Below are 12,756 nucleotides of genomic sequence, written 5' to 3'. Positions count from 1 at the left end.
TAAAACGTGCGGGCGCCCGTGAAGGCAAGGCATGCGATGCGCTTACGGCGCGCGCCTGACGGCGCGCCGCGAGAGCATTAGCGCTGCGCGATCGGCTTGGCCACGCGCGGCGCTTCGCCGATGAAGAGCTGGCGCGGACGGCCGATCTTCTGCTCGGGGTCGGCGATCATCTCGTTCCACTGCGCGATCCAGCCCACCGTACGCGCCATCGCGAAGATACAGGTGAACATCGCGGTCGGGATGCCCAGCGCGCGCTGCACGATGCCCGAGTAGAAGTCGACGTTCGGGTAGAGCTTGCGCGACACGAAGTATTCGTCTTCCAGCGCGATCTTTTCGAGCTGCATGGCGAGCTTGAAGAGCGGATCGTCGTGCAGGCCGAGTTCGTTGAGCACTTCGTAACACGTCTCGCGCATGAGCTTCGCGCGCGGATCGTAGTTCTTGTACACGCGGTGGCCGAAGCCCATCAGCTTCACACCCGAGTTCTTGTCCTTCACCTGCTTGATGAACTCGGGAATGTTATCCACCGAGCCGATTTCTTCGAGCATGTTCAGCGCGGCTTCGTTCGCGCCGCCGTGCGCCGGACCCCACAGACAAGCAATACCCGCCGCGATACACGCGAACGGGTTCGCACCCGAGGAACCCGCCAGACGAACCGTCGAGGTCGAAGCGTTCTGCTCGTGGTCGGCGTGCAGGATGAGGATGCGGTCGAGCGCGCGCACGAGCACGTCGTTGACCTTGTACTCTTCGCTGGGCGTCGAGAACATCATGCGCATGAAGTTCGCGCTGTACGAGAGGTCGTTTTGCGGATACACGAACGGCTGGCCGACCGTGTATTTGTACGCCATGGCGACGAGCGTCGGCAGCTTCGCGATCATGCGGATCGCCGACACCTCACGATGCTTCGGATCGTTGATGTCGAGCGAGTCGTGGTAGAACGCGGACAGCGCGCCGACCGCCGCCACCAGAATCGCCATCGGATGCGCGTCACGGCGGAACCCCCGGAAAAAGAAGTGCATCTGCTCGTGAACCATCGTGTGGTTCTTCACCGAGGCCACGAATTCGTCCTTCTGCTGCTGCGTGGGCAGTTCGCCCTTGAGCAGCAGGTAGCAGCTTTCGAGGAAGTCGGCGTTTTGCGCGAGGTTGTCGATCGGGTAGCCGCGGTACAGCAGTTCGCCCTTGTCGCCGTCGATATAGGTGATCGCCGAGTTGCACGCCGCCGTGGACATGAAGCCCGGGTCGTACGTGAACATGCCGGTCTGGCCGTACAGCTTGCGGATATCGATCACGTCCGGGCCCGTGGTGCCCTGGTAGACCGGCAGTTCAACGCCTTCAGCGTGGCCGGGGATCGTGAGCGTGGCGTGTGTCTTCGAATCGATCATTCTGTGTCCTTGGATTGCTGTCACTTCGCGACAGGAGGCAGCCACGCCGGGGGCCCATTCGTCCGGGCAGGCATTGCTGCGACCGCTCGTCGCATTCTACGTCGCAGCGCAGCATCGATTGATAGCGCAGGCAGCAACAATCCCTCTTCGTGCCAGCAACATTCAAAGCTTGCGGCTTCCTTAACATCGATTCCTGCAACAATATTTTGCTCTTGCGGTGCAACATGACGCACCCCGGCTCTGCGATACTGCTTGACATGCGATGACTTCCCCTAATTGTCCTTGCATGCTGTAGTTCGACCCGCCCTCACCGGCGGGTCTTTTTTCTTGGCCACACGCGCTTAAAGCAAAACGTAAGGAAGCAACGGATGAACATCTCGATTGACACCCTGTTCGCAGAAGACGAGCTCGCAGAGGGCGCCGTCGTCACGGCACTCAATCATCAGGACATCGTGGTCGCACTCTCGGCGGCGCTCGCGAGCGAACGCGTCGCCGTGCTGCACATGCTGTATCCGCGCACCGACGCGCGCACGCACCGCAGCCTCGACGCCCTCGTGGACGCACTGCACGGTCATGGTCTGCATCAGGTAGCGCGGCTCGTTTCGCAGGAAGCGCACTACCTCGTGTTCAAGGACCCCGTGAAGGCGTGGAAGGCTTTCCACGAAATCCGCAACGATTCGCTCGCGATCGGCGTGCATCTCTACTATGCGGGCCTCGTGGGCGAAGCCGCGGAGCACAAGCTCGACGCGCACGCGCACGGCCGCGAATAAGCGCCAATCGTTCGGGATACGAAACATCCCGCAGCCAAAGCAACGGCGGCCGCGTGACTCGATGCACGCGGCCGCCGTTGGCGTTTCTGCAACTTTTTTGCGCCCTTTTTCAGCGCCCTTTTCAGCGCTTTCCTAGCGTCCGTGCCAGCTCACGAACCGGTCGATCAACTCGTTGAACGCCGCGGGCCGCGCGAGATTCATGCCGTGCGACGCGCCCTCCACGCTCGCGCGCCGTGCGTCGGGCAGCCACGCTTCGAGCGCCGCCACCGCACGGTGGAACATCTCCGGGCTCAACGCCCCGTCGATCAGCAGCACGGGGCAAGTCACTTCGGCCGCGTCCCCACGCGTGTACGCGGGCAACGTGTCGTGAAACTGCGGGCCGAGGGTGTGCGCGTTGTCGGTCGCCATGCGGCGGAACGCGTGCGTGCTCTTCGCCCAGAAGCCGGGTCGGCTCACCGAATCGACGAATAATTCCAGCCCCGCATCCACCTCGCCGGATTCGATCAGCGCCACGGCGCGGGCGCGCAGTGCGTTGACGGTCTCCGGCAGTGTGGCGAGCGTTTGACCGGGCTGCTGCACGGGCCCGCCGGGATCGGCGAGCGTGAGCGTGCGCACGTGCCCCGGATGCCGCCGCGCGAACTGGAACGAGACAAGGCCGCCGCGCGAATGGCCGATCACGTGCGCCGGACCCGCGCCGAAGCCGTCGATGAACGCGGCCAGTTCGTCGGCGTGACGCCGCCAGCTGAAGGGCTGGCCGCGCGCGGCGTCGCCGGCGGGCCAGTAGTGCGTGAGGCTCACGGAAACGCAGCGGTAGTGCTGCGCGAGACCCGCGAGTTGTGGCTGCCAGTAACGGTAGTCGCACAGCGACCCGTGCACGAAGAGAAGGAGTTCGCCCTCGCCCCGTTCGACATAGGGCATGGGCAGGCCGCCGGGCAGTTCGACGAACGTTCCGGGGGCGGGAAATGCGGCTGGATTCACGGCTGGATGATGTGGAGGCAACGAACGGGCGGCGCGCTGCGGCGGCGGGAAGCCCCTGCCACGGCGGCGCACGCCGGCAAAGTGGCGTATTGTCCCACGGCGGCGCGCAAGGCACAGGGCGAACAAGCGGGGAACCAAGCGGGCGAACCCGCGCCGTCACCGCCCGCCAGCGCCTTATTCGACCGTTTCGAACGCGTGCTCGCTAATGAGCGAAGACGCCGCGCCCGCGCCGCGCACCGCGCAGGTGAGCGGCTCGTCGGCCACGCGCACGTTCACGCCCAGTTCGGCCGCGAGGCATTGGTCAAGGCGGCTGAGCAGCGAACCGCCGCCCGTCAGCACGATGCCGGTATCGGCGATATCGGTGACGAGTTCGGGCGGCGCCGTTTCGAGCACGTGGCGCACCACGCCGATCACCTCGCGCAACGGCGCGGCCAGCGCGTCGGCCACGTCGTGGCTCGTGATCTCGATGGTGCGCGGCAGGCCGTCCTCCATGCTGCGCCCGGTGGCGCGCATGCGTTCGACAGGCTCGCCGTACAGCGCGCAACCTATCGTCTTCTTCACGTGCTCGGCGGTCTGCTCGCCGAGCACGACGCCGTAGAGCGCACGCACGTGATCGACGATGGCGCGGTCGAACTGCTCACCGCCCACGCGCACCGAGCCGCTGCACGCCACGCCGCCCAGGGCGACGATGCCCACTTCCGTCGTGCCGCCGCCAATGTCCACGACCATCGAGCCCGTTGCCGAATTCACGGCCAGGCCCGCGCCGAGCGCCGAGGCGAGCGACTCGCCGATCAGGTTCACGCTTGCCGCCCCGGCCGCGAAGGCCGCCTCGCGAATCGCCCGGCGTTCGACCCGGGTCGCGGCCGCCGGCACGCACACCGTGAACGCCGCGCGCCGCCCGAGCAAACGGCGCGGCTGCGCCATCGCCACGAAGCGGCGCATCATGTGCTCGGCGGCGGAGAAGTTGGCGATCACGCCGTGCGAAAGCGGACGCACGGTTTCCAGATTGACGGGCGTGCGGCCGAGCAGATCCTTCGCCTCGCGGCCCACGGCGGCCACCGTCGTCTCACCCGCGCCGGCGCGGCGCTCGAAACAGACCACGGAGGGCTGATTGAGCACGATGCCTTCGTCGGCGGTATAGATCAGCGTGTTGGCCGTGCCAAGATCGAGCGCCATGTCCTGGCGGAACAGCCTTTTGGAAAAAATGGAATGCGGCTTGGCTCGGGCCATATTGGTCTGATGTGCGGTTTTGAGCTGCCCGGCTGGCAAAGCGCCGCCGGAGGGCATTCCCGATGGCGGCCTCGTCCAGGCTGCGCGAACTGACCGCGCGCCGGGCGGAACGGGCCAACGCGGCCCGCAAAGCAAAGGGTCGCGACGACTCCCCGTGTTAACGGCCGCGACCGGCGCGAACTTTAGCCGCGCCAAAAATAACTGCATAGGATAATCGGCAAAAATGGCCGAAATAAGACAGTTTCGAATCCGGCGATGTGTCGCTTATACCGATTTATATGAATTTGAATGGGCGCACATAACGGGGTCGGAAACTTGTATTGAATCGCCGGGCCAGTGGCGGCCCGGCGTTCGCACCAGCGTGCGTTAGCCGTTGGATTCGCGCGCGAGCGCGCGCACCAGGGCGTCGCGCCCGAGCATGACGCCCTGCGGCGTGATCGTGTGACCCACGCCCGGCAACGCGAAGGCGGTGACGGCAAAGCCGGCGTCGCTGAACGCGGCGGCGGCGCGCTCGAGTTCGCTCGCCGCAATCACCTCGTCGTCCTCGCCGTGCACGAGCGTAAGCGCCGTGTGGCTCCTCGCGACCACGGGCGTCACGAGACGGCCCGCGTACGCCACCACGGCCGCCGCGCCCGAAGCCTGTGTCGCCGCGTGGTAAAGCGACATGATGGAGCCCTGCGAAAAACCGACGAGCGCGAGCGCTTCGTGGCCGAGTCCCCAGTGCGCAAGTTCGGCTTCGAGCCGTCGCTCGAAAACCTGCGAGGCCGCCACCACGCGCGCCTCGCGGTTCGTCTCGCTGATATCGCGCAGACTGAACCATTGGCGGCCGCCAAAGCCGCCATCGAACGGCTCGCTGCCGTCGAGCGACGCGAACGCGACGCCCGGCAGCGCATCGCGCCACACGTCGGCGAGCGGCGTCAGGTCCTGGGCGTTGCTGCCCACGCCGTGCAGCAGCACGACCAGCGCGCGCGCCGCGCCATCTGCGGGCGCCAGGCGCCAGCCTCCATCAAATGCTTCCCAGCTCATGGTCAGGCCTCCCCTGTGGGTGTAACCGTATTGTGTGTTGAGCGCGCGCATTTTGCGCGGCGCGAGACAGGCGCAAGGATACGCTCGCCGTGCGCGATGTGAATGAAAGACTCAATTTCCCGCTGTTAGGTAAAGCGTCAAAGTGACAAACCAGGCGGCGAACCGGGCGGCGAAAGCCGATCGCAAGCCCCGATGACCCTGTGCCGCATGGGGCTGCTTCGCGGATGGCGATGACCTGCGGCGATTGCGGGTATCCTGTGCCGCAAACCGAATCAGCGGAGAAGACGCTTGAATCAACCCGCCGCATCAGCCGCGCCGCCCGCGCCACCGCCGCCGCTCCAGGGAGGCAGTCTGCTCCTCGGGACCATCGCGGTCTCGCTCGCGACTTTCATGAACGTGCTCGACACGTCGATCGCCAACGTCGCCATTCCGACCATCTCCGGCGACCTCGGCGTTTCCGTGGACGAAGGCACGTGGGTCATCACCGTGTTCGCGGCGGCCAACGCCGTTTCCATTCCGCTCACCGGCTGGCTCACGCAGCGCTTCGGGCAGGTGCGCCTGTTCATCACCTCGATCCTCTCGTTCGTGCTGGCCTCCTGGCTGTGCGGCATCGCACCCAGCCTGCCCTTCCTGCTGATCGCGCGGGTGCTCCAGGGCGCCGTGGCCGGCCCGCTGATCCCGCTCTCGCAGGCCATCCTGCTCGGCTCCTGGCCCAAGGACAAATCGGCCAGCGCGCTCGCCTTCTGGGCAATGACCACGACCGTCGGGCCGATTGCGGGACCGGCGCTCGGCGGCTGGATCACCGACAGCTACAACTGGGCGTGGATCTTCTACATCAACATACCGGTGGGTTTCTTCGCCGCGTTCGTGACGTGGTCGATCTATCGCAAACGCGAATCGGCCACGCGCAAACCGCCCATCGACGTGGTGGGCCTCGCTCTGCTGATCACCTGGGTCGCCTCGCTCCAGATCCTGCTCGACAAGGGCAAGGACCTCGACTGGTTCAACTCGCCCGTGATCGTCACGCTTGGCATCGTCGCGCTCATCAGCTTTGCGTTTTTCCTCGTGTGGGAGTTGACCGAGGCGCATCCGATCGTCGATTTACGCTTGTTCGGACAACGTAACTTTCTCGGCGGTACGATCGCGATTTCCGTGGCGTATGCGGTGTTCTTCGGCAATCTCGTGCTGCTGCCGCAATGGATGCAGGAGTATCTGAACTACCGCTCGGTGGATGCGGGCTTCGTGACCGCGCCGCTCGGCATTTTCGCGCTGCTGCTCTCGCCCGTGGTGGGGAAGCTGCTGCCCCGCTCGGACGCGCGCATCATCGCGACGATCGCCTTCGTGCTGTTCGCGGGGGTGTTCTACATGCGCTCGATGTATGTGGTCGAAATCGACACCTTCCATCTCGTGCTGCCCACGCTGCTGCAAGGCATCCCGATGGCGCTTTTCTTCGTGCCGCTCACGGCCATCATTCTTGCGGGGCAGCCGCCGAGCCGCGTGCCGGCGGCGGCGGGCCTCTCCAACTTCGTGCGCGTGTTCTGCGGCGCGGTGGGCACCTCGATCGCCACGAACGCCTGGAACAACCGTACGATCCTGCATCACGCGCGGCTCACCGAGCAGGCCTCGATCAACAACCCGACTTTCGTCCAGGCCATCGACCAGACGCAGAAAACGCTGCATTTGAGCGAACCGTCCGCGCGCGCGCTGTTCGACTTTCAGCTCACGACGCAGGCCGCCATGATGGGGCTGAACGACATTTTCTATATCTCGGCCATCATCTTTCTCGTGATCATTCCGCTTATCTGGATCACGAAGTCGACACGGGGCGGCGGAGGCGGCGCGGCCGGCGCGCATTAGCCCGACCGCGCATTAACCGAAGCGCGCGGGCAAATACGGTGTGGGATCGATAAACGGCGTTTCGCCGACGATCTGCTCGGCGACGAGACGCGCCGTGACCGGCCCGAGCGTGAGCCCATGATGGTTGTGGCCGAACGCGAACCATAGCCCCGCGTGGCGCGGCGCGGGGCCGAGCAGCGGGCGCATGTCGGGCGTGCAGGGGCGCAGGCCCATCCACGGCGTTGCATCGAGTCGCGCGCCAAGGCCGAACACGGGCCGCGCCTCGCGCTCCGCCGCGTCGAGTTGCGCGTAATTGGGCGGACGCTCGCGCGTGGCAAGCTCCACGCCCGTGGTGAGCCGCAGGCCGCGCCGCATCGGCGCGATCACGTAACCGCCCTCGATATCCACCACCGGCCGTTCGAGCGGCGCGCGCGCCTCGCTCGCGTAGTGCATGTGATAGCCGCGTTTGACCATGAGCGGCACGCGGTAGCCAAGCGGGCGCGTGACCAGATCCGACCACGGGCCGAGCGCCACGACCGCAAGCTCGGCGCTCACCGGGCCATCGTCGGTCTGCACGCGCCAGCCCTTGCCTTGTGGTGCGATCGTGCACGCGTCGCCGCGCACGATCACGCCGCCTTCGCGCACGAACAGTTGCGCATAGCCTTTTGTGAGTCCGCCAGGGTCCGCCACGCTCGCGGGGTCGATCCAGTGAATCGCGCCCGCGTAGCCTTCGCCAAGCGAAGGTTCGAGCGCACGCAAGCCTGGCGCGTCGAACATCCGCACATGCAGACCATGCGCATCGGCCACGCCTTGCGCCGTGCGCATTTCCCGCTCGAACGGCCCGGGCGCACGCCACGCTTCGAGCCAGCCCGAGGGCCGCACCAGTTCGCGCAAACCCGCGCGTGCGATCAGCGCGTCGTGCTCGGCCACGCTGCGCTCGATGAGCGGCAGCATGTCGCGCGCGGCGAGCGCGAGCCGCGCCGGCGACGACTCGCGCCAGAACGACGCGAGCCAGCGCGCGTAGGCGGGCAACGAGCGCACGTCGTAGCGCAGCACGGTCGAGTCGTTGCGCACGAGGCGCAGCAGCGTGCGCCAGTCACGCGGAAAGCCATACGGCACCACCGACGACGACTCGATCAACCCGGCGTTGCCGTGGCTCGTTTCCTCGCCTGGCCCGCGCCGGTCGACGAGCGTGACCTGCACGCCGCGCGCCTGCAAATGCAGCGCGACGCTCACGCCCACGATGCCCGCGCCGAGAACGATCGCGCTCTTGCTCATGAATTGACTCTGCCGTCCGAAATTACCGCAATCACTTCGCGACGATATCGCGCCCGAAATACTTCATCGAGAGCTTCGTGAGCGTACCGTCCTGGCGCAGCGAATCGATCGCCGCGACGACCTTGGCCTTGAGCGCCGCGTCGTCCTTGCGCATACCGAAGCCGGTGCCTTCGCCGAGCGTGGCGGGGTCCTTGAGCGGCGCGCCGGCGAATTCGAAGCCCTTGCCCTGCGGCTTCGAGAGGAAGCCGTCGGTGGCGGTCTGCACTTCCTGCACCGCGCCGTCCAGACGACCGGCCGCGAGGTCCGCGAAAATCTGGTCCTGGTTTTCATAGGTGACGACGTTCACGCCCTGCGTGCCCCAGTGCTTGCGCACGTAGTCCTCCTGGGTCGAGCCTTGCAGCACGCCAACCGACTTGCCCTTCAGGCTCTCGGGCGTGGGCTGGAGACCCGAGCCGCGCTTCGCGACCATCTGGATCGGCATCACGTAGATGGCGGGCGTGAAGGCGATCTGCTGACGCCGCTTCTCGGTGATGTTCATCGCCGAATTGATGACGTCGAACTTGCGCGCCTCGAGCGCGGCAATCAGCCCGTCGAAGCTGTTCTCGACCCACACGCACTTCATCTGCAACTTCTGGCACACGGCATTGCCGATGTCGATATCGAAGCCCTGCAATGCCCCCGAAGGCGTCTTGCTCTCGAACGGAGGATAGGACGCCTCCACGCCAAAGCGCAGCGTTTTCGGATCCTGCGCGTGCGCCGCGCCCGCCGTCATACCCGCGAAGCCAGCAAGGCTGGCCGCTGCCGCGAAGCGAATCATCTTCCTGTTCATCGTCGTCACCCAATTCGTAATCAGTGTCAGTTCAAGCGCGATGCGCCCCGTGCAACGCCCTTTCCCGAGCGCCGCGGCCGCAGGAGGAATATAGACGAAAAATAAAAAGAAAGTCTAGAATGGACAAAAATGTCTACATCGCCACTCTGGAGTCCCCGCATGAACGAGACGTCCCAATCCACCGCCGCGCCGCTCGTCGTCGACGCCGCTCAGGTGCGCGCCGCCCTGCCCGGCCTCGACGTGCGCGGCGAACTCGCACGCCTGTTCGCCTCGCTCGGCCGCGGCGAAGCCGTGCAGCCGCCGCAAACGCTCACGCTGTTTCCCGGCCAGGCCGGCGACTTCATCACCTATCTCGGCGTGCTCGGCGAAGCGGGCGTGTTCGGCGCGAAGCTCTCGCCGTACATCGTGGGCGCCGAAGGCCGGCCGCCCGTCATCACCGCCTGGACCGCGCTGATGTCGATGAAAACGGGCCAGCCGCTCATGTGGTGCGACTCGGCGCTGCTCACCACCGAGCGCACGGCGGGCACGACGGCGCTCGCCGTCGACCAGCTCGCGCCGCGCGAGGCAAAACGCCTGGCCGTAATCGGCTCGGGCGCGGTCGCCCTCACGCACATTCGCCATGTTGCGCCGCTGCGCGCGTGGGAGAGCATTCAGGTGTATTCACCGAAACTCGCGGACGACGCCAGTCGCCAGGCCGAGCTGCGCGCGCTCGACGCACGCGCCAGCGTGGCGGCGACGACCGAAGCATGCGTGTGCGACGCCGACGTGGTGATGCTCTGCACCTCCTCCGGCAAGCCCGTGCTCGCGCTCGACGCCCTCACGAAGCCCGCGCTCATCACGTCGATCAGCACGAATGTCGCGCAGGCGCACGAGATCGACCCCGCCGCGCTGCCCTCGCTCGACGTGTACTGCGACTATCGCCACACCACGCCGCAAAGTGCGGGCGAAATGGTGCTGGCCGCGCGCGAGCATGGCTGGTCGCCGGAATCGATCGCGGGCGACCTCGCGGAACTCGCGAACGACGCCTGCCCGCGGCCGTCTTACGCGCGCCATGCGTTCTTCCGCTCGATCGGCCTCGGCCTCGAAGATATGGCCATCGCCCACGCGCTCTATACGCATCTGCGCGCGTGATCGCAGTATCATCGACGTCCTTCGCGCCGCCCAGCCAACGCGCGCGCCACGTCAACCTGAGATCGAAACCGTGAAAAAGCCCGCCAGCCCGAAAACGTCACGCGACATGCTGCTCGCGCGCTACGCACACGTGGCCGACAGCATCACGACGCTGTTCTTCCCGTTCGCGGAAGTCGTGATTCACGATCTCGCCGACCAGACCGTGGCGTATCTCTCGAACAATCTCTCGAAGCGCGAGATCGGCGACGACTCGGCGCTCGAAGACGTCGAGGAAACCACGCGCGAGAAGCTGCTCGGCCCCTACGAGAAGGTGAACTGGGACGGGCGGCGCATGCGCTGCGTGAGCACGGCGCTGTTCGATGACGAGGGGCGCGCGGCGGGCGTCATGTGCATCAACTTCAACATCGCCGCGTTCGACGACATGCAGGCCACGCTCAACCTGTTCCTGCGCGGCGCGGGCGTGATCGCGCAGCCCGAGGAGCTGTTCAAGGACGACTGGCAGGAGCGCATCAACACCTTCCTGCACGGCTGGCTGCGCGAACGGCAGATCGCGCTCAACTCGCTCACGCGCGAGCACCGGCGCGAACTGGTCGAGGCGCTCCATGCCGAAGGCGCGTTCAAGGGCAAAAGCTCGGCGAACTACGTTGCGAAAGTGCTGGGGATGGGGCGCGCGACCGTGTACAAGCATCTGCGCGAGATGAAGGCGGACGCGCAATAACGCGCAATATCACGCGCCAACGCACAATCGCGCACGGCTGCGCCGCGTCGAGGGGCGCAGCCGCTACAATCGCGGGGACCGCGGCGGGCGCCCCGCCGCGGCTTCCCTGCGCCGCCCATGAACTATTCGCCCATTCTCGAAACCATCCATCGCGACTTGCAGCCGTACATCGGGCAAGGCCGCGTCGCTGACTACATTCCCGAGCTTGCGAAGGTGCGCGCCGATCATTTCGGCATGGCCATCGTGACGGTGGACGGCCAGGTGCACCGCACCGGCGACGCCGACGTGCGCTTCTCGATTCAGAGCATTTCGAAGCTGTTCGCCTGCACGCTCGCGTTCCAGTTGCTCGGCGACGCGCTCTGGCAACGCGTGGGCCGCGAGCCGTCCGGCACGGCGTTCAACTCGCTCGTGCAACTCGAATTCGAAGCGGGCAAGCCGCGCAACCCGTTCATCAACGCGGGGGCGCTCGTCGTCACCGACGTGCTGTGCCGCCGCTTCGTGCAGGCGGAAACCGCGCTCGTCGATTTCGTGCGGCGGCTCTCGGGCGAGCCCGGCATCGGCTACGACCTGCGCGTCGCGCAGTCGGAGATCGCGCACGCCGAGCGCAACCGCGCGATGGCGCATTTCATTGCGAGCTTCGGCAATCTGGAAATGCCCGCCAATACGGTGATCGACGCCTATTGCCGCCAGTGCGCCATCTCCATGAGCTGTGTGGAACTGGCGCGTGCGGCGCTCTTTCTGGCAAATGGCGGTGTGTCGCCCGCGAACGGCGAGCACGTGCTCGACGCGAGTTCGGCAAAGCGGCTTTCGGCGCTCATGCTGACCTGCGGCACGTATGACGCGGCGGGCGACTTTGTCTACCGCGTCGGCTTGCCGGCCAAGAGCGGCGTGGGCGGCGGCATCGTCGCGGTGCTGCCGGGCGAGTTCGCGGTGTGCGTGTGGTCGCCGGGGCTCGACGCGACGGGCAATTCGCAAGTGGGCTCGCTGGCACTGGAGTGGCTGACCACGCGCACCGGCCGCTCGATTTTCTGAGGCCGCGACGCACGCCATGACTTTACACATCCGTAGCGAAACCCCGGCCGATCACGCGGCGATCCACGCCCTGACCGAGGCTGCGTTTTTGCACGCCCCGCATACGAGCCACACGGAGCAGTCAATCGTCGACGCGCTACGCGCTGCCGGTGCATTGACGATATCGCTCGTTGCCGAGGATAAAGGCGAGATCGTGGGGCACGTGGCGGTTTCGCCGGTCGCGCTTTCCGATGGCTCGAAGGACTGGTTCGGGCTCGGGCCGATTTCGGTGGCGCCCGCGCGGCAAATGCAGGGCATTGGCGCCATGCTGATGCAACACGCGCTGGATGCGCTGCGCGCGCGAGACGCGGCGGGCTGCGTGCTGCTCGGCGATCCGGCGTTCTACGCGCGCTTCGGGTTTGCCGCACAACCCGCGCTCGTGCTGCTGGGCGTGCCGCCCGAATACTTCCAGGCAATTGCGTTGCGCGGCAGCGTGCCCGCCGCGACGGTGCAATACCACGCCGCCTTCGAGGCGAATTGAACGCGCTTCACGCATGACGAATGCGCGGC

Annotated in this window: 12 protein-coding genes; 6 read left to right on the top strand and 6 right to left on the bottom strand. The window is 66.3% G+C overall.

Going from position 1 to position 12,756, the window contains the following annotated elements; all coding sequences use genetic code 11:
• Positions 1-77 precede the first annotated feature (77 nt).
• On the bottom strand, positions 78-1,379 hold the full coding sequence (gene gltA / locus C7402_RS06210) for a citrate synthase (RefSeq protein ID WP_112169241.1): 1,302 nt from the start codon (positions 1,377-1,379) through the stop codon (positions 78-80).
• 368 nt (positions 1,380-1,747) lie between these two features.
• Between gltA and C7402_RS06205 the strand changes: the two genes are divergently transcribed.
• Positions 1,748-2,149, top strand: a complete 402-nt coding sequence (locus C7402_RS06205; RefSeq protein ID WP_112169243.1) for a hypothetical protein — start codon at positions 1,748-1,750, stop codon at positions 2,147-2,149.
• 132 nt (positions 2,150-2,281) lie between these two features.
• On the opposite strand, the gene C7402_RS06200 is transcribed toward C7402_RS06205, so the two are convergent.
• The 3 genes from C7402_RS06200 to C7402_RS06190 form a co-directional block, all read right to left on the bottom strand.
• Complete coding sequence (locus C7402_RS06200; RefSeq protein ID WP_116609984.1) at positions 2,282-3,067, bottom strand: alpha/beta fold hydrolase; 786 nt, start codon at positions 3,065-3,067, stop codon at positions 2,282-2,284.
• Between the two features lie 234 nt (positions 3,068-3,301).
• Complete coding sequence (gene mreB / locus C7402_RS06195) at positions 3,302-4,357, bottom strand: rod shape-determining protein (protein WP_112169766.1); 1,056 nt, start codon at positions 4,355-4,357, stop codon at positions 3,302-3,304.
• A 366-nt stretch (positions 4,358-4,723) separates the two neighbouring features.
• Positions 4,724-5,383, bottom strand: coding sequence for an alpha/beta hydrolase (locus C7402_RS06190; protein WP_116609983.1), 660 nt, complete (start codon positions 5,381-5,383; stop codon positions 4,724-4,726).
• Between the two features lie 288 nt (positions 5,384-5,671).
• Between C7402_RS06190 and C7402_RS06185 the strand changes: the two genes are divergently transcribed.
• Positions 5,672-7,240, top strand: coding sequence for a DHA2 family efflux MFS transporter permease subunit (locus C7402_RS06185; protein WP_112169250.1), 1,569 nt, complete (start codon positions 5,672-5,674; stop codon positions 7,238-7,240).
• Between the two features lie 12 nt (positions 7,241-7,252).
• On the opposite strand, the gene C7402_RS06180 is transcribed toward C7402_RS06185, so the two are convergent.
• A complete protein-coding gene (locus C7402_RS06180) occupies positions 7,253-8,497 on the bottom strand; it encodes an NAD(P)/FAD-dependent oxidoreductase (RefSeq protein WP_112169252.1) in 1,245 nt (414 codons plus the stop codon).
• A 31-nt stretch (positions 8,498-8,528) separates the two neighbouring features.
• The gene (locus tag C7402_RS06175) at positions 8,529-9,326 is read right to left on the bottom strand and encodes an ABC transporter substrate-binding protein (protein WP_112169254.1); all 798 of its coding nucleotides are present in this window, start codon (positions 9,324-9,326) and stop codon (positions 8,529-8,531) included.
• Between the two features lie 159 nt (positions 9,327-9,485).
• Here C7402_RS06175 and C7402_RS06170 point away from each other — a divergent pair, with 159 nt between their 5' ends.
• The 4 genes from C7402_RS06170 to C7402_RS06155 all read left to right on the top strand — a co-directional run bounded on the left by C7402_RS06170 (position 9,486) and on the right by C7402_RS06155 (position 12,727).
• Entirely contained in the window at positions 9,486-10,457 is a 972-nt protein-coding gene (locus C7402_RS06170) for an ornithine cyclodeaminase family protein (protein WP_116609982.1), read from the top strand.
• Positions 10,458-10,563: 106 nt separating this feature from the next.
• Positions 10,564-11,175: a helix-turn-helix transcriptional regulator gene (locus C7402_RS06165; protein WP_224045106.1), complete on the top strand. Its 612-nt coding sequence runs from the start codon at positions 10,564-10,566 to the stop codon at positions 11,173-11,175.
• Between the two features lie 117 nt (positions 11,176-11,292).
• Positions 11,293-12,207, top strand: a complete 915-nt coding sequence (locus C7402_RS06160) for a glutaminase (RefSeq protein WP_116609980.1) — start codon at positions 11,293-11,295, stop codon at positions 12,205-12,207.
• A gap of 16 nt (positions 12,208-12,223) precedes the next feature.
• Positions 12,224-12,727 carry a GNAT family N-acetyltransferase gene (locus C7402_RS06155; RefSeq protein ID WP_116609979.1) on the top strand — a complete coding sequence of 168 codons (504 nt, stop codon included), beginning with the start codon at positions 12,224-12,226 and terminating at the stop codon, positions 12,725-12,727.
• Positions 12,728-12,756: the final 29 nt, after the last annotated feature.

This window comes from Paraburkholderia unamae, assembly GCF_003096875.1.
Classification (GTDB): Bacteria; Pseudomonadota; Gammaproteobacteria; order Burkholderiales; family Burkholderiaceae; genus Paraburkholderia; species Paraburkholderia unamae.
Note: the sequence above shows the minus strand (reverse complement) of the source record. Positions and strands in the feature narration are given on the sequence as shown.